At 50.1% G+C, this 22635-nt stretch carries 23 protein-coding genes and 2 pseudogenes; 17 read left to right on the forward strand and 8 right to left on the reverse strand.

Annotation, left to right across the window (positions count from 1 at the left end; all coding sequences use genetic code 11):
- The first annotated feature begins 21 nt into the window (after nt 1–21).
- Nucleotides 22–345 (forward strand): hypothetical protein, encoded by a 324-nt coding sequence (locus tag G614_RS0106140; protein WP_242828008.1) that lies wholly within the window; start codon nt 22–24, stop codon nt 343–345.
- Between the two features lie 86 nt (nt 346–431).
- Here the strand turns inward: G614_RS0106140 and G614_RS0106145 are convergent, their stop codons facing one another.
- Nucleotides 432–719 carry a NifU family protein gene (locus G614_RS0106145; RefSeq protein WP_027641249.1) on the reverse strand — a complete coding sequence of 96 codons (288 nt, stop codon included), beginning with the start codon at nt 717–719 and terminating at the stop codon, nt 432–434.
- Between the two features lie 113 nt (nt 720–832).
- Between G614_RS0106145 and G614_RS0106150 the strand changes: the two genes are divergently transcribed.
- From G614_RS0106150 to G614_RS0106215, 14 genes are read left to right on the forward strand one after another with little or no spacing between them, the layout of a single operon-like run.
- Nucleotides 833–1732, forward strand: coding sequence for a LysR family transcriptional regulator (locus tag G614_RS0106150; protein ID WP_027641250.1), 900 nt, complete (start codon nt 833–835; stop codon nt 1730–1732).
- Between the two features lie 43 nt (nt 1733–1775).
- Nucleotides 1776–2534, forward strand: coding sequence for a MaoC family dehydratase (locus tag G614_RS26915; protein WP_044917456.1), 759 nt, complete (start codon nt 1776–1778; stop codon nt 2532–2534).
- Complete coding sequence (locus tag G614_RS0106160) at nt 2512–2748, forward strand: acyl carrier protein (protein WP_027641251.1); 237 nt, start codon at nt 2512–2514, stop codon at nt 2746–2748. Before G614_RS26915 ends, G614_RS0106160 begins: the two co-directional genes overlap by 23 nt.
- Before the next feature lie 21 nt (nt 2749–2769).
- Nucleotides 2770–3441: an MBL fold metallo-hydrolase gene (locus G614_RS0106165; protein WP_242828009.1), complete on the forward strand. Its 672-nt coding sequence runs from the start codon at nt 2770–2772 to the stop codon at nt 3439–3441.
- Nucleotides 3431–4504 (forward strand): acyl-protein synthetase, encoded by a 1074-nt coding sequence (locus G614_RS0106170; RefSeq protein ID WP_027641253.1) that lies wholly within the window; start codon nt 3431–3433, stop codon nt 4502–4504. The genes G614_RS0106165 and G614_RS0106170 overlap by 11 nt, the downstream gene beginning before the upstream one ends.
- The gene (locus G614_RS0106175; RefSeq protein ID WP_027641254.1) at nt 4494–5699 is read left to right on the forward strand and encodes an acyl-CoA reductase; all 1206 of its coding nucleotides are present in this window, start codon (nt 4494–4496) and stop codon (nt 5697–5699) included. The genes G614_RS0106170 and G614_RS0106175 overlap by 11 nt, the downstream gene beginning before the upstream one ends.
- Nucleotides 5686–7155: an AMP-binding protein gene (locus G614_RS26920; protein WP_044917457.1), complete on the forward strand. Its 1470-nt coding sequence runs from the start codon at nt 5686–5688 to the stop codon at nt 7153–7155. Before G614_RS0106175 ends, G614_RS26920 begins: the two co-directional genes overlap by 14 nt.
- A complete protein-coding gene (gene coaD / locus G614_RS0106185) occupies nt 7124–7597 on the forward strand; it encodes a pantetheine-phosphate adenylyltransferase (protein ID WP_027641255.1) in 474 nt (157 codons plus the stop codon). Before G614_RS26920 ends, coaD begins: the two co-directional genes overlap by 32 nt.
- Nucleotides 7598–7633: 36 nt before the next feature.
- The gene (locus G614_RS0106190) at nt 7634–8815 is read left to right on the forward strand and encodes an acetyl-CoA C-acetyltransferase (protein WP_027641256.1); all 1182 of its coding nucleotides are present in this window, start codon (nt 7634–7636) and stop codon (nt 8813–8815) included.
- A 42-nt stretch (nt 8816–8857) separates the two neighbouring features.
- Nucleotides 8858–9634, forward strand: a complete 777-nt coding sequence (locus tag G614_RS0106195; protein WP_027641257.1) for an enoyl-CoA hydratase-related protein — start codon at nt 8858–8860, stop codon at nt 9632–9634.
- Nucleotides 9635–9683: 49 nt separating this feature from the next.
- Complete coding sequence (locus tag G614_RS0106200; protein ID WP_027641258.1) at nt 9684–10523, forward strand: 3-hydroxyacyl-CoA dehydrogenase NAD-binding domain-containing protein; 840 nt, start codon at nt 9684–9686, stop codon at nt 10521–10523.
- Between the two features lie 44 nt (nt 10524–10567).
- A complete protein-coding gene (locus G614_RS0106205; protein WP_027641259.1) occupies nt 10568–11719 on the forward strand; it encodes an acyl-CoA dehydrogenase in 1152 nt (383 codons plus the stop codon).
- A gap of 12 nt (nt 11720–11731) precedes the next feature.
- On the forward strand, nt 11732–12514 hold the full coding sequence (locus G614_RS0106210; protein ID WP_027641260.1) for an electron transfer flavoprotein subunit beta/FixA family protein: 783 nt from the start codon (nt 11732–11734) through the stop codon (nt 12512–12514).
- Between the two features lie 23 nt (nt 12515–12537).
- On the forward strand, nt 12538–13596 hold the full coding sequence (locus G614_RS0106215; RefSeq protein ID WP_027641261.1) for an electron transfer flavoprotein subunit alpha/FixB family protein: 1059 nt from the start codon (nt 12538–12540) through the stop codon (nt 13594–13596).
- A 19-nt stretch (nt 13597–13615) separates the two neighbouring features.
- On the opposite strand, the gene G614_RS0106220 is transcribed toward G614_RS0106215, so the two are convergent.
- The 4 genes and pseudogenes from G614_RS0106220 to G614_RS26930 all read right to left on the reverse strand — a co-directional run bounded on the left by G614_RS0106220 (nt 13616) and on the right by G614_RS26930 (nt 17313).
- Nucleotides 13616–14884 carry an AMP-binding protein gene (locus G614_RS0106220; RefSeq protein ID WP_027641262.1) on the reverse strand — a complete coding sequence of 423 codons (1269 nt, stop codon included), beginning with the start codon at nt 14882–14884 and terminating at the stop codon, nt 13616–13618.
- Nucleotides 14881–16146, reverse strand: coding sequence for an acetyl-CoA C-acyltransferase (locus tag G614_RS26925; RefSeq protein ID WP_044917458.1), 1266 nt, complete (start codon nt 16144–16146; stop codon nt 14881–14883). The genes G614_RS0106220 and G614_RS26925 overlap by 4 nt, the downstream gene beginning before the upstream one ends.
- 8 nt (nt 16147–16154) lie before the next feature.
- Nucleotides 16155–16706, reverse strand: coding sequence for a biotin transporter BioY (locus G614_RS0106230; protein WP_027641263.1), 552 nt, complete (start codon nt 16704–16706; stop codon nt 16155–16157).
- Between the two features lie 2 nt (nt 16707–16708).
- Nucleotides 16709–17313 (reverse strand): annotated as a pseudogene (locus tag G614_RS26930) (hypothetical protein).
- A gap of 278 nt (nt 17314–17591) precedes the next feature.
- On the opposite strand from G614_RS26930, the gene G614_RS0106240 reads away from it, so the two are divergent.
- Both G614_RS0106240 and G614_RS26935 read left to right on the forward strand, forming a co-directional pair.
- Nucleotides 17592–18611, forward strand: a complete 1020-nt coding sequence (locus G614_RS0106240) for a 3'-5' exonuclease (protein ID WP_027641264.1) — start codon at nt 17592–17594, stop codon at nt 18609–18611.
- Nucleotides 18596–19041, forward strand: a pseudogene (locus tag G614_RS26935) (dihydroxyacetone kinase subunit L); the annotation flags it as partial. The gene G614_RS0106240 and the pseudogene G614_RS26935, both read left to right, overlap by 16 nt.
- Nucleotides 19042–19090: 49 nt before the next feature.
- On the opposite strand, the gene G614_RS0106250 reads toward G614_RS26935, so the two are convergent.
- From G614_RS0106250 to G614_RS0106260, 3 genes are all read right to left on the reverse strand, one after another.
- Nucleotides 19091–19783 carry a response regulator gene (locus tag G614_RS0106250; protein WP_027641265.1) on the reverse strand — a complete coding sequence of 231 codons (693 nt, stop codon included), beginning with the start codon at nt 19781–19783 and terminating at the stop codon, nt 19091–19093.
- Between the two features lie 3 nt (nt 19784–19786).
- Nucleotides 19787–20896 carry a sensor histidine kinase gene (locus G614_RS0106255; RefSeq protein WP_027641266.1) on the reverse strand — a complete coding sequence of 370 codons (1110 nt, stop codon included), beginning with the start codon at nt 20894–20896 and terminating at the stop codon, nt 19787–19789.
- An 85-nt stretch (nt 20897–20981) separates the two neighbouring features.
- On the reverse strand, nt 20982–22610 hold the full coding sequence (locus G614_RS0106260) for a D-alanyl-D-alanine carboxypeptidase family protein (RefSeq protein ID WP_027641267.1): 1629 nt from the start codon (nt 22608–22610) through the stop codon (nt 20982–20984).
- Nucleotides 22611–22635: the final 25 nt, after the last annotated feature.

The raw sequence follows: 22635 nt of genomic DNA on the forward strand, positions 1-22635 counted from the left end.
CAGAGATTGCGGGGGTAATATATGAACATATCAATGGTTTCCGACTTACTAGAGACACTCATGATCATTGGTTTCGGCTTATCCTGGCCGTTTTCCATTTATAAATCTTATGTATCCAGGACAGCCAAGGGGAAAAGTCTGCAGTTTGAATTTTTTATATGGCTGGGATACATATTTGGGATCGCAAGGAAGTTTCTTTTATACTACCATGCAACGACTCCTTATGACTGGCTGTTCTTCCTGTCCTGGTTCTTCTATGTGCTGAATTTTGCCGAGATATCGTATGATATGTGGCTGTATACCAGGAACGTAAAACTTGACAGGGAAAGAGAAAGTAAGAAATAAGACCATCATGTCACTCCTTACCATGTCAGGGACCCGGAATTAAGTATCCGGGTCCGGATGACATGGCTGTTTTGGCATAAACAGGGTTAAATCTGATGACTTAGTATTTTATGTGCCATGTCAAGTAATTCAGGATTGATTTCCTCTACCAGGATAACATCCTGTATGGAAGGAAATGCGGAGCGGACTTCTGCGGTTATCAATTCTTCATTGGTGCTGTGAGCGGCAGGACATCCGGAACATTTTCCGGTCAGCCTTACCCTCAGAATGTTATTTTCCAGGCTTTGAATTACCACATTGCCATTGTGCTCGGCCAGGGACGGCCGGACTTTTGCATCAAGAACAGCTTCTATTTGTTTGATCGTGGCTTCCATGATACACCCTCCTTTGCATTGTAGTTTAACAGCGTGAAAACAGTTTGTCAATGAAAGCTATGATATGAAAATTTGATGGATACAGATAAAAAAGATTGGAAAGAAGTGGTGGTATGACTGCTAATTTTGAACACTATAAAATTTTTTATTATGTAGCAAAGTATAAAAATCTGACCAGAGCAGCCAATGCTCTGGTTACCAGCCAGCCATCTGTGACATACTGCATGCAGAATCTTGAAAGTGTATTGGGATGTAAGCTGTTTATCCGTTCAAGGAAAGGGGTTACTCTGACTTCAGAGGGGGAACTGCTTTACAGCTATGTTGCTCCGGCCTGTCAGCAGCTGATCCAGGGGGAAGAAAAATTGAAAGAGCTTCTTGGTGAACAACATGAGTACATAAATGTGGGCGCTACGCAGATAGCTATGCTCTCTTATCTGGTCGCACGCCTGAACCGGTTTCAGGAGCAGTACTCCCAGGTAAAACTAAATATTTTTAATTACAACACACACCAGACACTGAATGAACTGAAGGCGGGGAAAATAGATCTGGCCATCATCACCACCCCCTTTGACCATGAACAGTCATTCAAGGTTGTTAAGGTAAAGGATTTTAACAGCGTATTGGTGGGTGGAGTAAAGTATGCGGAATACGGGAACAAAAATGTATACCTGGCGGATGTGGCGGGCCTGCCGCTGATCACAATGTCTGACAATACAACCACGTTTCAGTTTTTTCAGGAATTTTACCGTTCCTGCGGACTGACCATGCAGCCGTCCATTGAAGTGGCATCTATGGACCTTATCCTTCCTGTCATCCTCAAGAATCTGGGAATCGGATTCGTGCCCGAGGAATTTGCACGGCCCCTCATTGAAAAGGGAGAAATCGTGGTATTTAATCTCTATGAACAGATTCCGAAGCGGAATATATGCATTGTCAGTGACAACAACAGGCCATTGAGCGCGGCTGCCAAAACGCTGCAGTACATGCTGGAATATCAGGACAAGGTAATATGAGGATCAGGTAATACCAGGATTTAATTAAGTCAGGAGTATTGCTATGAAAATTGGAATTAAATTCTGTGGGGGCTGCAATCCGGTATATGACAGGGGCAGACGGGTCAGCAGATTCAGGGAAGCCCACCCCGAGCATGAATATGTGACGTCTGATACAAATGCAGTATGTGATATCTGGATGGTTGTCTGTGGATGCAGCCGCAGGTGTGCGGATACAAATGGATTAAAGGCAGGAAGGGGCATTGTCCTGCTGTGGGATGAGGACAGCTTTAAACGGCTGGAAGAAGAAGCCGCAGAGGCGGCCCGGGAAGGGGAAGCCGGCGGCAGTGACAGGAGAGTGCTTCATCTGCATGAGAAAGCAAGGCGGTCCAGGGTGATGACCAGTGAAGATGTCCGAAGCTTTGCGGCCCTCACGGGAGATAAAAGCCGCCTGCATCTGGATTCCCACACCGCGTCCAGGGCCGGCTTTGAACGCCCGTTGGTCCATGGCATGTTTCTGGATTCCCTGGTATCGGCTGTCATGGGAACAGACCTGCCGGGAAGCGGTACTCTATATACGGAACATACCGCCAGATTCATACGGCCGGTTTACATAGGAGATACCATAGAGATCACAGTGGAATTTGTCTCCTTCGAGGAGCGGGAAGACTGCTATATAGGCATGTTCCGGGGAACCTGCAGGAACCAGAATGGCGAGAGGGTGCTGTCGGCAATGTGCAGCCAGATAATGAAGAAAAGCTTGTTTAAAGTAGTAGCAGAGGAAAGTGAGCAGACGGATTATGACGAATTTAGAGAAATATGACCAGTTGTTTATGAGAAATCTAAAGGTGAAGAGGGAGGAGCTGGAGCGGCTTAAATACAGGGGGATACGTGCATGGGACTCCCTGGGGCATATGGATCTGATTGCGGATCTGGAAGAAGCGTTTGATATCCACATGGGTACGATGGATGTCATGGATTTTTCTTCTTATGAAAAGGGAAAAGAGATCCTAAAAAAATATGGAGTGGATATCTGAAGCTCCGAAGGCAGGCATTTTGTGAAAGAAAATGAAACAGTGACACGGATTACCGTATGCCGTGACAGCCTGACCCAGAGTAACTGCTATCTGATCGGGGAGAAGGGCGGGGCGATGGTAATCGATCCCAATCATTTTGAACTGGTAGAAAATGCATTAAGGGAACAAGCCCTGACACCTGAACTGGTCATGCTGTCACATGAGCACTGCGATCATATACGGGGGCTGGAGGAGCTGAGAAACCATTGGAAGGTAAAAGTTCTATGCAGCAGGCGGTGCAGTCAGGGAATCGGAGATATCACTCAGAATATGTCCCGGATGATGGAAGTTTATCTGCTTTACCGTACGCAGCAGAGCGTTGTATACCCACCTTTTATCTGCAGGCCTGCGGAACTGGTATATGATGCCCCTTATGATTTTACGTGGCATGGACACAGGTTTTTGTGTACGCCGCTTCCCGGACACTCGGGAGGAAGCAGCTGCATTTTTATGGATGATACCTGCCTGTTTACCGGAGATTATCTGATACCGGGCGAGCAGGTGGTGACAAGGCTTCCGGGAGGCAGTGAACAGGAATACGAGGAGACGGCAAAGCCGTGGCTGTCTGCATTGAAGGCAGGACTGACCATATATCCCGGACACAATGACAGCTATGTTCTGACCAGGGAGGTGAAGGAACGGTATGGATTATGAATTACTTCTGGCAATAAGACCCTATTCTCTGGACAGATCCGGGAAGAAGAAAATGTTCGGGGAATGGCTGACGGAGCTGACAGAGTATCACAGGCACAACTGTATCCCATATGAACGGCTGCTAAACGCCATGGATGTACAGCCGGACAGAAAGATGGAGGAAGAGGAAATCCCCATGCTTCCCATCAATCTGTTTAAAAACATGGAGCTTAAAAGCATTGCTCCGGAGCGGATCTTCAAAATCGTGACATCCTCAGGCACAGAGGGCCAGGAGGTATCCAAAATTTATCTGGATACGGATACTGCCAGGTATCAGCAGATTGCGCTGGCGAATATAGGCGAGGATTTCTGGGGAGGTCAGCGGATTCCGTTTCTGGTGATTGACAGCCCGGATGTATTAAAGAAAAGAGAGATGTTTTCTGCCAGGGGTGCCGGGATTTTGGGATTTTCCATTTTTTCATCCAGAATATGTTATGCACTGGACCGTGAGATGCGGCTGGACATAGATGGGGTGGAGGCATTTCTGGAACAGTATAAGGGAAAGAAGATTCTTGTTTTTGGTTTTACTTACATGATATGGAAGTATTTGTATGAGGTTCTGGCCTCCCAGGGGAAAAAACTGGATCTTACTAATGGGATTCTTGTTCATGGAGGAGGATGGAAAAAACTGGAGAACAAGTCTGTCTCCTCAGAGGAGTTTAAAGACAGGATCAGTCAGGTAACAGGTATCAGCCGGATCCATAATTATTATGGAATGGCTGAACAGACCGGATGTATCTATATGGAATGCTCCTGCGGCAATCTTCATGCCAGTGTCTACTCGGACATCATAACAAGAAGGCCGGATGATTTCAGTCCCTGCAGCTATGGAGAAAAAGGTATCATCCAGGTTCTGTCCCCATTGGCACGTTCATATCCCGGACATTCAATTTTGACTGAGGATGAGGGAATCCTGCTGGGGGAAGATGATTGTCCATGCGGGCGCCTGGGAAAATATTTTAGGGTGACAGGGAGAATCCGTCAGGCACAGGTCAGGGGGTGCAGTGATACATATGAAGGATGAAGTGATCGTTCTGGCCGGTACAGGGCAGCCCGAGGCAAAACCATGGGAGCCCTTTGCCGAACCGGTCATGGAGTTTCTTGGGCAGCTGTCCTGTGAGATACGCCGCAGCAGGCAGCAGTATGAGGAGATGGCGGCTTTTGGATTCTGGTGCCGCAGATACCATATGGAGGAGTTCAGGAAACGGTATAAGGACGGCCGGGTCCGTTTGGGCCGGGGAGTTATTTTACATATCCCTGCCTCCAATGTCCCGCTGCTGTTTGCCTATAGTATGGTAATGGGGCTGCTGGCAGGCAACAGCTGTGCGGTCCGCATTTCTTCCAGAAGTCATGAGCAGGACCGGATTATGTGCATCATCATGGAAGGACTGTTAAAACATCCTGATCATACGGAATTGAGAAAACGGATATCTGTTTTTACCTGTGCTCGCGATTCCTCTGCGATCGCCGGGCTGCTTGCGCAGTGCGCGGGCTGTGTTGTATGGGGAGGAGACCGGACTATAAAGGAGATCAGGGCCCTGCCCATGAGACCTGACGCGGTTCAGATGGGGTTCCCCGACCGGTATTCCATCTGTATACTGGATACGGCTCATGTGTGCAGTCTGACGGATGATGAGCTGAAACACCTGGTCCACCGATTTTACAATGACACATATGTACTGGACCAGAATGCATGTTCAAGTCCGGTGGCTGTCATATGGAATCAGAAGTCCGGCTCAGAGACAGCGGAGCACATACGGACACGATGGTGGAACATGGTAGCGGAGGAGGCCGGGGATTATCACATGACGGCCCATAAGGCAACGGTCAAATATGAGCAATTGTGCAGATACGCTATGGAATCCCAGGAGACAGTGAAAGTCACGCGCTATGGCAACCGGCTTTATACCATCAGGCTGTCATGTGTTCCTGAGCATCCGGATCAGCTTAAGGGAAGCTTTGGACTGTTTTTTGAGTACACAGGGGATTGGAGGGAGGCGGTGGGACGCATGGCCACAAGCCGGCTTCAGACCATTACATACCATGGAATAAAAGCACAGGAAATAGAGGAGCATGTGGTAGCGAATCACCTTTTTGGAGTTCACCGCATCGTCCCGGTGGGGCAGGCTGCGGATATGGATCTCATATGGGATGGGCAGGATTTTATCACTGTGCTGTCCAGGCAGATTGGCAGGGGGGTGCAAGATGGGTCTATTTGATAATGAACTACGGTATGGGGAACGGCCATTGGCTATTGATGATCAGGGCAGGACCGCGTCCAGTCAGGAGCTGGATGCTTTTTCAGGTGAATTATATGAGAAAACAGGGGGTAAAAAGCTGATCTTTATTCTCTGTGAGAACACGCTGGAGTCGTTGTTTGGTTATCTGGGCAGCTTAAAGACGGGCATTGTCCCGCTGATGCTGGAGAGCCATATTCATCCGGAACTGCTTGAAGGGCTTATAAAGGAGTACCACCCGTCTTTCTTATATGTACCTGATACATGGGCGGACAGGATAAAAGACTGTGAGGTTGTATGGAAGTACGGCGGATACTGCCTTTGCAGCAGGAATGAAAAGCAGCCTCCATCCCTTTACAGTGAATTGGCATTACTCCTGACAACGTCAGGAAGTACGGGCAGCCCCAAGCTGGTCAGGCAGAGTAAGGCGAATATTGTATCCAATGCTGGATCGATTGCCTGCTATCTGGAGATTGACCGGGATGAACGGCCGGTAACAACGTTACCCATGAATTATACATACGGTCTGTCAATTATCAACAGTCATGTATTAAAGGGTGCCACGCTTCTGCTTACATCCTATGGAGTAATAGAACGTCCCTTTTGGGATTTTGCAAAGGAGATGAGAGCCACCTCCATTGCCGGAGTCCCCTATACATATCAGATCTTAAAACGGATCGGCATGATGGATATGGAATTGCCGGATCTTAAAACCATGACACAGGCGGGCGGCAAACTGCCCTTAAATTTGCACAGAGAATTTGCATTATATGCAGAACAGACAGGAAAGAAATTTGTTGTCATGTATGGACAGACGGAAGCCACGGCCCGTATGGGATATCTTCCGGCGTCCAGGTCATTGGAAAAATGCGGAAGTATGGGGATTGCCATACCGGGCGGAAGTTTTTGGCTGGAGGATGACCAGGGAAATAGGATCATGGAGCCGGATACCCAGGGAGAACTGGTTTACCAGGGAGAAAATGTTGCTTTGGGTTATGCCTGCGGCAGGGATGACCTTATAAAGGAGGACGAATGGAAGGGAGTCCTGCATACCGGTGACATGGCCAGGAGGGACAGTGATGGGTATTACTATATTACGGGAAGAAAAAAGCGATTTATTAAAATCTTCGGCAACCGAATCAATCTGGATGAAGTGGAGCGGCTTTTAAAGGAACGGTATGAGGGAACTGATTTTGCATGTGTGGGGATAGATGATTGTCTTAGGATCTTTACGGATTTCAGACAGCCGGATGCAGGGGAACAGGTTTTAGATTACCTGTATCAGGTAACCGGAATTGGCGCCAGGGCAGTGCGGGTACGTTGCCTGGATCAGATACCCAAGAATGAATCAGGAAAAACCCTTTATAAAGAATTGGAAGCCAAAGCAGAGGACGGGTCATACACAGGTGAAAAGGGCAGTTTATGTGGGGAATTTTGACCCTGTAACATTAGGTCATGTGGATATCATACAGCGGTCTGTGCGCATAGCAGATCAGTTGGTGATAGGGGTCAAAAGCCAAAGGCCGGGCGGATTCATGTTCAGCCTGGAACAAAGAATGGGATATCTAAGGATGGCGCTGCATAATTTACAGCATGTGATAATACGGGAATGCGGACAGGATATTGTGAATTTTGCCAGAACCAACGGCGCCGAAGTTATTATCCGGGGAGTGCGCAATATTGCAGATTTTGAACATGAGCTGCACCAGTCCCAGATAAACCAGAAAATGAATCCGGGAATCAACACTGTTTTATTTATGGCTGACACCCAATATTCATTTTTAAGCTCAGGGATTGTCAGGGAGCTTCTTAGCTTTGATAAGGATATTTCCTGTTTTGTTCCTAAGAGGGCCGCGGATTTGGTGAAAGCAGATAAATAAGGGCATGTGTGCCTGATTGTTAAAGGAGGATAAGTAATGGCTAAAAAGATTGTACTGGCAGGAGCCTGCCGTACCGCAATCGGAACCATGGGAGGAGCGCTCAGCACAACTTCATCCCAGGAATTGGGGGCTGCTGTCATAAGAGACGCCCTGAGAAGGACCGGCATAAAACCGGAACAGGTTGACTTTGTATACATGGGATGTGTCCTACAGGCCGGTCTGGGCCAGAATGTAGCGAGGCAGGCTTCCTTAAAAGCCGGACTTCCGGTTGAAACACCGGCTGTTACCATCAATGTGGTATGCGGTTCCGGCCTGGACAGTGTGAACCTGGCGGCGCAGATGATCCAATGTGGGGATGCGGACATTGTGGTGGCCGGAGGAACAGAGAATATGTCCATGGCACCGTATCTGTTAAAAAATGCTAGATATGGTTACCGGATGAATAATGGGCAGCTCATTGACAGCATGGTGAATGACGCCCTGTGGGATGCCTTTTATGATTACCATATGGGTATCACTGCTGAGAATGTGGCGGAAAGATGGGGGCTGACCAGGGAAGAGCTGGACCGGTTTGCGGCTGACAGCCAGCAAAAAGCCTGCGCAGCCATGGAATCAGGACGCTTTAAGAATGAGATCGTCCCGGTGGAGATTAAGAAAAAGAAGGAAACCATTGTCTTTGATGTGGATGAGGGTCCCCGTCCCGGAACAACGGCTGAAGGAATTGCAAGACTTCGCCCTGCTTTTAAGCCGGACGGTATGGTAACAGCGGCCAATGCTTCCAGTATTAATGACGGTGCGGCAGCGGTTATTGTGATGAGTGAGGAAAAGGCGAAGGAGCTGGGGGTAAAGCCTATGGCAGTCTGGGTGGCAGGAGCCCTGGCCGGTGTCGCACCGGAGATCATGGGGGTTGGCCCTGTGGCCGCAACTAAAAAGGTGATGGAAAAAACAGGTCTGTCTATGGATTCCTTTGATCTAATTGAAGCAAATGAAGCCTTTGCAGCCCAGTCCCTGGCCGTGGCCCGTGAGCTTAGCTTTGACATGACAAAGGTAAATGTAAATGGAGGCGCCATTGCACTGGGGCATCCGGTGGGAGCTTCCGGATGCCGTATCCTTGTAACCCTGCTTCATGAGATGGAAAAGAGAGGGGTAAAGAGGGGGCTAGCAACCTTATGTATTGGCGGCGGCATGGGCTGCGCAACGGTTGTGGAGAGGGAATAAAATTCTGAAATTGGAGAAAAAGCGAAATCGAGGTGGTATGGTATGGAGTTTGTTATATATGAAGCGGAAGGGCAGATCGGAATTATTACAATTAACCGTCCCAAGGCTTTAAATGCACTCAACAGCCAGGTGTTAAGAGAACTTGATAAAGTCCTCGGCCAGGTGGACACGGATACGGTCCGGGTATTGATCCTTACAGGTGCAGGGGATAGGGCCTTTGTAGCAGGGGCTGATATTTCTGAGATGAGCACCTTTACAAAGGAGGAAGGAGAAGCCTTTGGAAGAGAGGGTAATAATATATTCAGACGCCTTGAGACATTTCCCATTCCGGTTATAGCAGCGGTGAATGGTTTTGCTTTGGGGGGAGGCTGTGAACTGGCTCTAAGCTGTGATATACGTATCTGCTCGGAACAGGCTGTTTTTGGACAGCCGGAAGCCGGCCTTGGCATCACTCCCGGATTTGGCGGTACCCAGAGGCTGGCAAGGACTGTCGGCACGGGAATGGCAAAGCAAATGATCTATATGGCCAAAAATATAAAGGCGGAGGAAGCATACAGGATTGGACTGGTGAATGCCGTATATCCCCAGGAGGAACTGATGGGAGCTGCCAGAAAAATGGCGGAGGGCATTGCCGGAAATGCTCCCATTGCGGTGAGAAACTGTAAAAAGGCAATCAACGAAGGCTTGCAGGTGGATATGGATCAAGCCCTTGTGATCGAGGAGCATCTGTTTGGAACCTGTTTTGAAACCCATGACCAGAAGGAGGGAATGGGGGCATTTCTTGAGAAAAGGAAAGAGAAGCATTTCATTAACAGATGACATCAAAGTGATCGATCTGATTTATTTATAATATAAGGAGGCGTGCACGATGAAAGTTGGAATTATTGGCGCAGGAACCATGGGTTCAGGGATTGCCCAGGCATTTGCCCAGGCTGCAGGATATGAGATATGCCTGTGCGACATCAATGAAGAGTTCGCTGCAAACGGGAAGAAAAGGATCGCAAAAGGGTTTGAAAAAAGGATTGCCAAGGGTAAGATGACGCAGGAATCCGCAGATGAGATTCTGTCTCATATTACCACAGGCGTCAAGGATATCTGCACGGACTGTGATCTGGTTGTGGAGGCAGCTGTGGAAAACATGGAGATAAAGAAGCAGACCTTTCGGGAACTTCAGGATATTTGTAAAAAAGAATGCCTCTTTGCAACGAATACATCTTCGCTGTCAATCACGGAAATCGGAGCAGGACTTGTCCGTCCGGTAGCGGGAATGCATTTCTTTAATCCTGCACCGGTCATGAAGCTGGTGGAAGTGATCGCCGGACTGAATACACCGGCAGAGATGATCGCTACGATTAAAAAGATTGCGGAAGATATAGGTAAGGTTCCGGTACAGGTGGAGGAAGCTGCGGGATTTGTTGTAAACAGGATCCTGATCCCCATGGTAAACGAAGGGATCGGAATATATGCAGAGGGAGTTGCCAGCGCAGAGGGGATTGACAATGCAATGAAGCTGGGAGCAAATCATCCCATGGGGCCTCTGGCTTTAGGTGATCTGATCGGACTGGATGTGGTTCTGGCCATAATGGAAGTGCTTCAGGCGGAGACAGGAGATCCGAAATACCGTCCCCATCCTCTGTTAAGGAAGATGGTGCGCGGCGGCAAGCTGGGACAGAAGACGGGCATTGGTTTTTATGATTACAGGAAATAAGTGACAGAAAATAAAAAGACAAAGAAAAGTTGGAGGAGCAGGACATGGATTTTAGTTTATCAAAAAAACATCTTCTCGCGCAGTCTCTGTACAGGAGTTTTGCTGAAAATGAGGTAAAACCATTGGCGCAGGAAGTTGATGAGAGGGAAGAATTCCCCAGGGAAACAGTTAAAAAAATGGCAAAGTACGGCTTTATGGGCATACCGGTTCCAAAGGAATACGGAGGACAGGGCTGTGATCCATTATCATATGTGATGTGTGTGGAGGAATTGGCAAAGGTATGCGCAACCACTTCCGTAATTTTGTCGGCCCATACATCTCTCTGCATTGACCCGATCCTTACCTATGGTACGGAAGCGCAAAAACAGAAGTACGTTCCTGATCTGGCAGGCGGCCGGAAACTGGGAGCGTTTGGCCTGACAGAGCCGGGAGCAGGAACAGACGCACAGGGGCAGCAGACAAAAGCGGTCCTGGATGGAGAAGAGTGGGTACTTAACGGTTCCAAATGTTTCATAACAAATGGCAGGGAAGCGGATGTATTTATCATTATTGCAGTGACGGGATTCGTTGAGAAGAGGGGAAGAAAGTCAAAGGAGATATCTGCATTTATTGTGGAAAAGGGGACACCGGGATTCAGCTTTGGCACTAAGGAAAAGAAAATGGGAATCCGCGGCTCTGCTACCTATGAACTGATCTTCGATGACTGCCGCATCCCCAAGGAAAACCTGCTGGGATTAAAGGGAAAAGGCTTTGGCATCGCCATGCATACACTGGACGGCGGACGTATCGGGATTGCTGCACAGGCTCTTGGAATCGCAGAGGGAGCCTTTGATGCAACGGTAAAGTATGTCAAAGAGAGGAAACAGTTTGGCCGCACCATAGGCCAGTTCCAGAATACACAATTCCAGCTGTCTGATATGGCAACCAAAATTGAAGCTGCAAAAATGCTTGTATATAAGGCCGCTATGGCAAAAGCAACCCAGAATTCCTACAGTGTGGAGGCAGCCATGGCGAAACTGTATGCAGCAAGAACCGCCATGGAAGTAACTGAGAAAGCAGTCCAGCTTCACGGCGGTTATGGATATATACGCGAATATGATGTGGAGAGGATGATGCGCGATGCCAAGATTACCGAAATATATGAGGGTACATCAGAGGTGCAGCTGATGGTGATTTCCGGAAATATTTTAAAATAAGGAGGATTTGCAGTGAAGATTGTAGTTTGTATAAAACAGGTGCCTGATACAAAAGGCGGTGTGAAATTTAATCCGGATGGTACGCTGGATCGGAGCGCGATGATGGCTATCATGAATCCGGATGATAAGGCCGGATTGGAGGCGGCTCTTCGGTTAAAGGACCAGTATGGGGCAGATGTAACTGTTATTACCATGGGGCTTCCAAAGGCAGATGAGGTTTTGCGCGAGGCGCTGGCAATGGGGGCGGACCATGCCGTGCTGGTTACAGACAGGGTGCTGGGCGGCGCTGATACGTGGGCTACTTCATCAACTCTGGCAGGGGCTCTGCGCTTGCTGGAGTATGATCTGATTATCACAGGACGCCAGGCCATTGACGGAGATACGGCTCAGGTAGGACCGCAGATTTCAGAGCATCTGGATATACCGGTTGTGTCCTATGTTCAGAATATGAAGATAGAAGGGGAATATGTGATCGCGGAGCGTCAGTTTGAGGACAGATACCACGTGCTCAAGGTAAAGATGCCATGCCTTATTACAGCGCTGTCTGAATTGAATCCGCCCCGCTATATGACTCCGGGAGGTATATTTGACGCATATGATGCAGAGGTTACCGTATGGGGAAGAGCGGATTTAAAAGATGTGGATGACTGCAATATCGGACTGAAGGGTTCACCTACCCAGATTGCCAAGGCCTCTGATAAGGTGAGAAAAGGCGAGGGAGAGGTTGTGAACCTGGATGCTTCAGAAGCGGTTGATTATATCATGGATCATTTATCAGAAAAACATATTATTTAATATAGGGAAAAGTGGTGAAAAAAATGTGTTTAGAAGAATATAAGGGTGTATATGTTTTTGCCCAGCAGGTGGATCATCAGCTTGGCAGGATTTCATTTGAATTATTGGGAAAAGCAAGGGAACTGGCCAGTGACCTGGGAACGGATGTAACCGCGGTCCTGATCGGTTCCGGTGTCAGACAGATGGCGGATGAATTGGCTGAATATGGGGCGGACCGGGTGATCGTAGTTGATAATCCGGTACTGAAAGAGTATATGACAGAGCCATATGCCCATGCCCTTTCCAGCGTGATTAACAAATATAAACCGGAGATCGTTTTGGTAGGAGCAACTGCCATTGGACGTGATCTTGGACCGAGAGTATCCGCAAGGGTTGCAACCGGTCTTACGGCAGACTGTACAAAGCTGGAAATTGGAGATTTTCCGTTAAAGGCTGTGGAAGGCAAGGAACAGAAACATAATCAGCTGTTGATGACACGTCCGGCCTTTGGCGGCAATACCATTGCCACCATCGCATGCCCTAACCACCGTCCGCAGATGGCTACGGTCCGACCCGGTGTTATGCAGGCAATTGAACGTAAGCCGGGGGCCAGGGCTGTGGTAGAGGAATATGATCCTGGTTTTACACCAAACCACAAATATGTTGAAATACTGGATATCGTCAAGTCCGTGGCAGAAAGTGCAGATATTATGGATGCCAGGATCCTGGTATCAGGAGGCCGGGGGATTGGCTGTCCGGAGAATTTTACCATGCTGGAGGAACTGGCTCACGCACTGGGCGGGCAGGTCAGCTGCTCACGGGCAGTGGTGGATGCAGGCTGGAAACCAAAGGATATGCAGGTGGGACAGACCGGTAAGACGGTCCGGCCAACTGTATATTTTGCCATCGGTATCTCCGGTGCGATCCAGCACGTGGCCGGAATGGAGGAGTCAGATATCATAATAGCTATCAATAAGGATGAAAGCGCTCCTATTTTTGAAGTTGCGGATTATGGCATTGTGGGTGATTGGAAGAAGATCGTGCCTGATCTGACAAAGAAGATATTGAACGCGAAGAAGGGGTGCCGCACTCCGGGCATCTGAGCGGATCACCCCAAACCCCTCATGAGTGAGGTGGCAGAGTATCAGCGGAGAGCAGTCGCTTGACTGTCTTTCCGCTGTTGTTTTTTGGAAGGTTTTCATGGAATATAATATCCCTGGGAATTTCCCAGGATTCCAGATAATCATTCAGCGCCCTCTTTATGATGCGGCGCAGGGCAGCTGCATCCTGGCCTGAAGGATTTGGCACCGAGAGGACAACGTGGGCCCGCAGAGCATTGTTTTGAAAGATGACAGCGGCCTCCTGTACCTTGGGTAGGGAGTTCAGGGCATTTTCTATTTTTACGGCTGAGACTTTTCGTCCGTGAATATTGTATACATTGTCTTTGCGGCCATTAAAGTACAGATAACCGTCCCGGTCCATATAGCCCGTATCGCCAACGCTGTAAGGCCCTGTGATTCCTATGGCGCAATAGGGAGTATCAACATAGATTTCACCGTTACAAAGGGTTACGTCTACGCCTGGAAAGGGTTTGCCGATACAGGCCGGATTATCATTCATTTCCTGGTCCGTCAGCCAGGTGACATAGCTCAATTCACTGGCCCCATAATAGAGGAAACAGCAGCTGTCAGGATAGGCTGCTTTCAGAAGAACCATATCCCCGCGGCCAAGGCTTTGGGAACCAGCCAGGATGGTCTTGATTTTAGAGCAGGGATGGGAGGTGTATTTTGCCAGGAGCCGGAGCTTGGAGGGGATGAGATAGAGGGCATCCGCATCGTGAAGCTCTATTTCCCTGCACCAGACAGAAGGATTTACAGGGGAGGCAGTGATGATGGATGCCCCTAGTGACAGAAGGGACAGATACAGATTCAGATTGCCGGTGAATGCCAGGCTGCCCTGAGCAAAGAGCCGTGTTTTGGCAGTCATTCCAAAGATTGTATTCTGGATAGGAAAGAAGGAGGCCCAGCTATCCAGGGTACGGAACCATAGTTTGGGCTGGCCTGTTGAACCGGAGGTAAGCACTCCCATACAGGCCCCGGCAGGAATTTCCTCTGTTATAAGGGATTCAGGAACAGATTTCATGTCGGCAGGCACAATAACGGGAACACGGGATGTACCGCTTAATGCCAGAAACTGTACCAGCTGATCGTGCACAGAGGCATCCCTGATCCATACCACGGAAGGCGCCTCTGGTTCCGGGGCCAGGGAACGGATACGGCAGGCCTCCCTGGTAAGCGTGCCGTATGTATAAAACTGGCCGTCCTCAATCAGGGCTGTCCTGTGAGCCTGAATTGACTGAATCATAGAGAGATAATCCATAGAATGTTTCATGGGAGACTCCTTTTGGCGTATGACATTTGGGGAGATGATGCTGTTGACTGTTCCAGAAGAATGGCGCTTCCAATTCCGCCTGCGGCAGCTGCGCAGCAGATGCCCCGTTTGCTTTCTGACAGTTCCATGGATCTCATCAGATGGAGAAGGATAATGGCGCCGGAAGCTCCATAGGGATGTCCATAGGCCAGGGCGCCGCCCAGCTGATTGTAACGGGAAGCCTTATCCGGATAAGCCCGGTTGATGAGAACATCAATGGCAGCAAATGCCTCGTTGCATTCAATGGCTCCTATGTCATCCATGGAGAGTCCGCTGCGTTCCAAAAGACTCCTGACAGCAGGAAGCACTGAGGCAGGACTCATAAGCGGGTCAGCCCCAACCGTACAGGCATTTGCAAGGTGGAAACGGGGGGAGAATTTGTGCTTTTTCAGATACTGTTCCGAACAGAGAAGAAGAAAGGCAGCCCCGTCATTCATGGTGCAGGCATTGGCTGCGTTGAGATACCGGCCATCCTTCAGGACACAGGGCAGCCGGTCCAGCAGGCGCTGGCTCAGGCGGGGCCGGATTCCCTCATCATGGTCAAGGCCGTATACAGGGACAGTTATGCCGTCAAGAAGGCCTTCCCGGACCGCTCTATATGCCCGTCTGTGGCTTTCCAGCACCCAGTCATCCATTTCGCCGGGGCTTATATGGTAATGGCATATAGTCTTTTCCGCACCCTGCAGCATCACGTCCTCACGGTGTGGGCCGGGGATGAATTTGGCAGTGCTGTAGGTCAGGGAAAGGTCCGTCCTGCGGGCATCGTAATTGGCAGCAGGATTGCCGTCATGAATGTCAGCAGGATTGGCAGAAAGATTATCAGCATGGGAGGCGGCAGCATATGGATGGTTAGGGTTATAGCTGCGCAGGGGCTGGGTAGAACTGCTTTCAAAACCTCCGGCAATTACCAGCTCAGCCAGACCGCTCTGTATCCTGGCTGCGGCTGTTATGACGGCCTCCAGGGAGGAAGCGCACTGAAGGTCCACTGTAAAGGAAGGAATGGATTCTGAAAGTCCTGCTTCCAGCGCCATGAGACGGGTAATGTTGCCGCCCCCTCCGACGCAGTTGCCGCAGATAATCATATCAATCTTTGATGGCTGATACCGGGCGGTCAGTTCCTTTAACACGGCGGCACCCAGATGCTCGGCGGGAACATGGCGGTATGCGCTGTTTCTTACGCCGATATAGCTGCGCAGTCCGCCCAGTATGAATACCTTGTCCATAGGGCCTCCTAGCGTGCCCGCTGGGTGTTTGACAGACTTATCTGCACCGGCTTTGCAATCAGGGCGGCAGCAAAGCATTTAAAAATGTCAAGGGGAATGAAGGGGATTACGGCCGCTGTGAAGGTTGCTGCCCAGTCCATTCCGGTTATGAATTTCATATAGACACTTCCCCCCAGATAAATCACAGGCATTCCGACCAGAATAGTCACCAGACAATACCGTTTAAAGCTGTAATGTTCTCCCTTTAACCGTGACATGAGGATGACAGCTGGAATCCATGACATGATATAGCCCCCTGTTGGGCCGAACAGCTTTCCGGGACCGCCCATGGCGCCGGAGAATACAGGCAGACCAGTCAAGCCCAAAAGGATATATGCGACCATGGTAAATGCCGCCTGCCTGGGAGTGAGGAGCAGTGCAATGAGGTTGACAACCAGGGTTTGGGCCGTAAGGCTGGCCGGTGTGAAGGGAAGAGGGATGGCAATGTAAGCGGAAACGCATATCAATGCTGTCAGCAGTGCCATTTTGGTGAGTTCCACGGTGTTAAATTTCTGATTCATGATTACCTCCGTTTTTGGGTTTGGTCTGGTGTGTAATGGTCATGGCAAAACAGGTAATACTGCCCATGGCTCCTGTTACCAAGTTGTTTTTATGTATCAGGCGGACAGAACTGCCTGCATGTACGGGACGCAGGAACCTTATGGATAAGGTTTGGCCAGGGCTGTGGGAGCCGTACAATTCCTCCAGCCGGCTGAGTATCCACAGGCCGGGAATGACTGCATTTGGCCCGAAGTGAATCGGGTTGGTATCCCCGCAGGCAGACAGGAAACGCTCAAGGCATTCCGGGGGGAAGGTCATTGTCAGTTGGCCTGGCATACACCCAGGTGCGGGAGTGGCAGCAGCCTGATTGTCAGGAAAAATGGGGGCTTTGGAACACCCGGAATCCTTAGCGTCCACCAGGCAGATTTCAAGGGATTGGCAGGGCAGGCGGCCTGCATCATATGCAGTAGTTTCCAACAGGACATATCCAGGAGTAGTCTTTCTTGGGATGGATTCATATGATACGGGTTCCGACCGGCTGTGGAGACAGTACCGGGCCTTTCCAATCACCCACCCGCCAAAATCCTTCTGTCCCCATTGGCAGGCAGCTCGTATGAGTTTTATCATATTGGGTACCTCTCTGAAATTTGCCATTATATTTTACTTATTATAGATAGTCGGCGGCTAATTGTCAACATAAAATTAAAATATGGTTAACAATTAAAGGGCTCAACTGGAAGGTATAGGTTCTCCGCCAGTTGCATGAGGGGAGCAATAGAGCGAAGGAAACAGTTACAGGATTGGTAATACTGGGAATCAATGACATTGAAAGCCCCTTTCCATATCCTTTCCGATATGATAAGATAGGTAAGTAAATTGAGATTGTATAGTGACAGGATGAAGAGATGAATTACATTGTTTTTGATTTGGAATGGAACCAGAGTCCCAATGGAAAGGAAGATTCGGTGGAGCATCTTCCTTTTGAGATCATAGAAATCGGAGCAGTGAAGCTGAACGGGAATTTTGAAGAGACAGGAACGTTTCACAAGCTGATCCGGCCCATGGTTTATAAAAGGATGCATTTTAAGATATCGGAAGTGACACACATGGATATGGCGGAGCTGCGTCAGGAGGGAGAGCCGTTTGATGTGGTTATGAACCGTTTCCTTGCATGGTGCGGTCAGGAGGAGTACTGCTTCTGCACCTGGGGTTCCATGGATTTGACTGAGCTTCAGAGGAATATGGCATATCATAAGCTTCCAAACCCATTTCCCAGGCCGCTTCTTTATCTGGATATCCAGAAGCTTTACTGCCTTCAGTACGGGGATGGAAAAAACAAGGTATCTCTTGATATGGCGGTACAGCTTCAGGGAATGGGGGAGGAGAGGCCCTTTCACCGGGCGCTGGATGATGCCTATTATACCGGCCGCATCCTTTCCGCGCTGGACATGGAGACCTTTGGAACCTATGTGTCGGTGGATTATTACGGACTTCCCGGGAATAAGGCTGAGGAATACCGGCTGTATTTTCCTGAATACTCCAAGTATGTGTCCAGAGAATTTGACTCCAGGGAAGATATCCTTAAAGATAAGGATATAACAGATATGAAATGCGTGAAATGCAGCAGGATGCTGCGCAAGAAGCTCAGATGGTTTCCCTATGGACAGAAATTTTATTTCTGCCTGGCCGTATGCCCGGAGCATGGGTTTGTGAAAGGGAAAATCAGGGTAAAAAAGTCAGAGGATGACCGCTTTTATGCTGTGAAGACGGCAAAGATGGCGGATGCCCAGGATGTGGAGCTTCTGGTCCAGAAGAAGGAAGACGGCCGGAAAAAGCGCAGTGCCAAGGCCCATCACAAGGCTGCCTCCAAGCCCCTGAAGGGGAGAAGCAAACAGAAACAATCGGATAAGGTAAAACGCTCATGAAGGCGGGAATGAAAATGGCCGGTCTGGTTCCGTCCACCATGGGGACTCTGATGTCCAGCGGAATCATGGAAGGCGCAAAGGCCATTGGCAAAAAGGAGAGATGGGGCCCGGGGAGCTGGCGGATTTCCCCGCTGGTTTTGCCAGGGGGATTGCACACCGCGGAAAATGCCGGCTGGGGGACCGTACCATCCTGGACGCGGTGGATGCCGGGGCAAAGAAGGCCCAGGAAGCCTGTGCAGAGGGCGCTGATATGGGGGCCATGCTCCGCCGGGCCGCAGAGGGCGCGAAGGAAGGCGTTAAAGCAACCGAGGATATGCTTCCGAAGTATGGAAAGGCAGCTGTGTTTTCAGCCAAAGCCAAGGGCGTTCCGGATCAGGGCGCCGTGGCAAGACAGTATTTTTTGGAAGGACTGGGAAGATATTTTCTATAAAAACAGGACCGCTCTGTCCGGGCGGTCCTGTTTTTATCGTCTTTTTATTCTATTCCTCGCGCATCCGGTAGCCGACGCCGATTTCCGTAAATATGTACTGGGGCTCAGCCGGATTTTCCTCCAGCTTCCTTCTGATATGGGCCATGTTTACCCGCAGAATCTGGTTGTCGCTGTCTGCGAAGGGACCCCATATTTTGGAAATGATGCTTTCATAGGTCATGACCTTGCCGGCGTTCTGGGCCAGCAGGGAAACCAGCTTATATTCAATCTGGGTCAAATGGACATCCTGACCCTTTACCTTTACCAGACGGCGTTCAAAGTCAATGAGAAGATCCCCTACTTCATATTTAAGGCTCTGTGTGCCGGCCGCTCTCTGGCTGTGGCGCAGCGCTGTGCGGATGCGGGCCAGCAGCTCAGCCGTGCCAAAGGGTTTGGTGAGGTAGTCATCTGCTCCCAGGTCCAGGGCAGCCACCTTGCTGCGCTCCAGGGTCCTGGCGGAAATCACGATGATGGGCAGGGTACTGGTGGACCTGACCTCCTGTATGAGTTCCAGACCGTCCATGTCCGGCAGCCCCAGATCCAGGAGTACCACATCGGGCTTAAGGGACTCGATGAGCTTCAGTCCGTCTGTTCCGGTATGGGCGCTGGTGACCTGGTAGCCCTGGGGGGACAGGACGGTCTCTATGAAGTTGCAGATGTTCTTCTCGTCTTCAATGATGATGATGTTGGCTTTGGTATTCATGATTTAGTATTCCCTCCAATCTGGTAAGGTAAATGTAAACTGGGCGCCCCGCAGGTGATTGCCGGCGTGGATTTCGCCGCCATGGGCATTGATGATGGTTTTGCAGATGCTCAGACCGATTCCCATTCCTTTGTGTCCGTCTCCGGTATGGTTTTCCGATGCGCCTCCGCCATCAAAAATCGTATCCAGCAGCTCAGGGTCAATACCCTTGCCGTAATCTTTGATGGAGACAGAGAGTCCGCTTTTTTCTGCGGCGGCTACCAGGTCAATGGGCCCATTGGTGCCGGAATGGAACAGGGCGTTTTCCAGAAGGTTATTGATTACCTGTTCTATCAGGGTCGCATCCATGGGTATTATGATGACGGAGTCGGGAATGCTGACCCGCACCTGGACATCCGGGAACCGTTTTCTGAACCGCTGGACGGATTCTGATATGACTTCTTCCAGGGATTCGTCTGCCTTGGCCACTGAGGCTACGCCCTTTTCGTCCTGGATTCTGGTGACTGAAAGCAGGTTCTCCACCATGTTGAGAAGCCACTGGGCATCTTCTTCTATGTTCCTGACCAGCTTCCGTTTTTCCTCAGGGGACATATATTCCTCCTGGCTCAGGTACGTGGAGCTGGAACCGATGATGCTGGTCAGGGGAGTGCGCAGGTCGTGGGACATGGCCCGCATCAGGTTGGCCCTCATAGTTTCCTTTTCCGCATTGAGCAGCATGCGGTCTTTTTCCTGAAGCTGGACATTCTGCTTGGTAATCATGATGCAGATGCTGCTGGACAGGCTGGATATGAGGGCCATGCCCAGGAATGTGATGGGATAACCGGACATGGTGAAATTCAGTGTCAGGTAAGGGTATGTAAAGGCAAAATTCACCCAGAACACGCCAAAAAGAGAGGCCAGGATGCCGGCGCCGTAGCAGCTGGTAGCACGGGCAATCATGATGATGGCCAGGGTGTATATGATGGATATATTTGTCACATTGTTGCTGAAGTGAAAAAATATGGTGGATACTAAAGTGGCTGCAGCCATATATTCAATGGTAATGGGCAGATTCCTTACCAGATTTATGGCAGCAGCCTTAAGGTCGGTTTTATTTATATGGAATGATTTCATTACATATTCCCCTGTTGGCATTGGTTGCATTCCGGCTGCATAGATGAATTAACAATTTTCATTATAGCGTATGCCGGGGGGAAGTTCAACGGAAAAAGGATTTTTTGCGCCTCCGTGCTCTGCCTTTTTTTCCTTTTTCTCCCAGAGGAGAGGAGGAGACGCGGCGCTGGGCCACCAGCTTTTCAAAATCGGTGGAGGAAAATCCGATGTCTTCCAGGCGTTCCAGCCTTCGCTGGCGTCTGAGGTATAAGTCTTCTTCTTCCTTCCTGCGAACGTGAATCTTCACAGCCGCCACAATAGCAATGATGACAGCCAGGGAAAACGCAATCCCCAGGATGGCCAGGGTGTTGGCCGGAATCCGGATGCTGGCGGCGGTTCCTTCCTTTGAAATAATGTCCTGGCGGGGGGCAGGGCTTGGGGCAGGTGTCTGCCCGTGGGGAGTTTCTGCATGAGACGGTGCTTCCGGTGCATCCTGGAGTTCGGAGGAGTCCCCATGGCCTGAGGAATCCAAAGGGGCAGGAACATCTGTCTCTCCGTTCTGGTCCATGGAAGCGGCAGAGGCCGTGTCCTGGGACGTTGGGGAGACAGCGCTTCCCTCCAAACCCGGAGAACACAGGTACACGGAACCCACCGGCCTGTCATTGTACGTATAGCGGATACAGGCAATGGCTCCCTGGGGATGGCTGCCGTCCAAATCATAGGTAAGGGCGGACTGGGTGTCGGTGAAGTCGGCGTCCCTGGGTATCACCACGCGGCCGCCCCGGTCCAGCTCCAGGGATATGCTGTCGCCTGAGGTCATGCCGGCAATGGTCATGTCATTTTCCAGTGACTTGTACCTGGTTTCGTAATCAACAGTCCGCAGGGACTGAAAATTGCGGAAACCAAAATCGAAAAGAGCCTTGGTATCCGAATAATGGGACTGGTGGCCGTTGAGCACCACTGCAATCAGGGTCATGTCATTTTTCCTGGCACAGGTCACCAGGGTGTTTCCTGCCAGGGAGGTGTAGCCTGTCTTGCCTGCAAAGGCACCGGGATAGTATACGGATTCGTTTTTATTTAACATCTTGTGGTGGTTGGCCACATAGCCGCCTTCCGGAGTGCGTTTGGTGGGAGCCAGCTGGTAGCTGCGGGTGCCGTTGATGGTGAGAAATTCCGGGTTCTGGATGGCTGCCCTGGCAATCAGGGCCATGTCATGGGCCGTGGTGTAGTGGTTCTCGTCATTCAGACCGCTGGGGTTGTTAAAACGGCTTCCCGTACAGCCCAGGCTGCGCGCCTTCTCGTTCATCAGCTGGGCAAATGCCTCCCTGGAGCCGCTTACATGGCATGCCAGGGCATTGGCGCTCTCATTGGCAGAGGCCAGCAGCAGGGCGTAGAGGCAGTCCCGCACTGTCAGAACATCCCCTTCGTCAATGCCGGCGCTGCTGCTTCCGGCCTCCACATTGTATACATCGTCATGGGAAAATGTGACCATCTCATTCAGATCACACTGTTCCAGCACAATCAGGGCTGTCAGTATCTTGGTGATACTGGCAGGATAATAGGGCTGGTCCATGTTCTTACCATAGAGCACTGTCCCGGTGTCGGAGTCCATGACAATGCCTGCGTCAGCCTGGATGGACACATCGGAGGGCCATTCGGGGGCTGCCGTTGCTGTCATAGAGAAAAGCCCTGCGCACAGGCAGAGGCATATAAACAACATAGGGAATCGCTTCATCCAAATATTCTCCATTCACTTCTTT

It is taken from the genome of [Clostridium] clostridioforme AGR2157 (assembly GCF_000424325.1).
Taxonomy (GTDB): domain Bacteria; phylum Bacillota; class Clostridia; order Lachnospirales; family Lachnospiraceae; genus Enterocloster; species Enterocloster clostridioformis_A.

What these genes read in the sequence shown, in the direction of transcription:
- G614_RS26920 (WP_044917457.1), top strand. Translation starts at nt 5,686, where the DNA reads ATGGGTCTATTTGATAATGAACTACGGTATGGGGAACGGCCATTGGCT.
- G614_RS26915 (WP_044917456.1), top strand. Translation starts at nt 1,776, where the DNA reads ATGAAAATTGGAATTAAATTCTGTGGGGGCTGCAATCCGGTATATGAC.
- G614_RS0106250 (WP_027641265.1), bottom strand. Translation starts at nt 19,783, where the DNA reads ATGAATACCAAAGCCAACATCATCATCATTGAAGACGAGAAGAACATC.
- G614_RS0106195 (WP_027641257.1), top strand. Translation starts at nt 8,858, where the DNA reads ATGGAGTTTGTTATATATGAAGCGGAAGGGCAGATCGGAATTATTACA.
- G614_RS0106215 (WP_027641261.1), top strand. Translation starts at nt 12,538, where the DNA reads ATGTGTTTAGAAGAATATAAGGGTGTATATGTTTTTGCCCAGCAGGTG.
- G614_RS0106140 (WP_242828008.1), top strand. Translation starts at nt 22, where the DNA reads ATGAACATATCAATGGTTTCCGACTTACTAGAGACACTCATGATCATT.
- G614_RS0106205 (WP_027641259.1), top strand. Translation starts at nt 10,568, where the DNA reads ATGGATTTTAGTTTATCAAAAAAACATCTTCTCGCGCAGTCTCTGTAC.
- G614_RS0106260 (WP_027641267.1), bottom strand. Translation starts at nt 22,610, where the DNA reads ATGAAGCGATTCCCTATGTTGTTTATATGCCTCTGCCTGTGCGCAGGG.
- G614_RS0106240 (WP_027641264.1), top strand. Translation starts at nt 17,592, where the DNA reads ATGAATTACATTGTTTTTGATTTGGAATGGAACCAGAGTCCCAATGGA.
- G614_RS0106230 (WP_027641263.1), bottom strand. Translation starts at nt 16,706, where the DNA reads ATGAATCAGAAATTTAACACCGTGGAACTCACCAAAATGGCACTGCTG.
- G614_RS0106160 (WP_027641251.1), top strand. Translation starts at nt 2,512, where the DNA reads ATGACGAATTTAGAGAAATATGACCAGTTGTTTATGAGAAATCTAAAG.
- G614_RS0106200 (WP_027641258.1), top strand. Translation starts at nt 9,684, where the DNA reads ATGAAAGTTGGAATTATTGGCGCAGGAACCATGGGTTCAGGGATTGCC.
- G614_RS0106170 (WP_027641253.1), top strand. Translation starts at nt 3,431, where the DNA reads ATGGATTATGAATTACTTCTGGCAATAAGACCCTATTCTCTGGACAGA.
- G614_RS0106220 (WP_027641262.1), bottom strand. Translation starts at nt 14,884, where the DNA reads ATGAAACATTCTATGGATTATCTCTCTATGATTCAGTCAATTCAGGCT.
- G614_RS0106150 (WP_027641250.1), top strand. Translation starts at nt 833, where the DNA reads ATGACTGCTAATTTTGAACACTATAAAATTTTTTATTATGTAGCAAAG.
- G614_RS26925 (WP_044917458.1), bottom strand. Translation starts at nt 16,146, where the DNA reads ATGGACAAGGTATTCATACTGGGCGGACTGCGCAGCTATATCGGCGTA.
- G614_RS0106190 (WP_027641256.1), top strand. Translation starts at nt 7,634, where the DNA reads ATGGCTAAAAAGATTGTACTGGCAGGAGCCTGCCGTACCGCAATCGGA.
- G614_RS0106175 (WP_027641254.1), top strand. Translation starts at nt 4,494, where the DNA reads ATGAAGGATGAAGTGATCGTTCTGGCCGGTACAGGGCAGCCCGAGGCA.
- G614_RS0106145 (WP_027641249.1), bottom strand. Translation starts at nt 719, where the DNA reads ATGGAAGCCACGATCAAACAAATAGAAGCTGTTCTTGATGCAAAAGTC.
- G614_RS0106255 (WP_027641266.1), bottom strand. Translation starts at nt 20,896, where the DNA reads ATGAAATCATTCCATATAAATAAAACCGACCTTAAGGCTGCTGCCATA.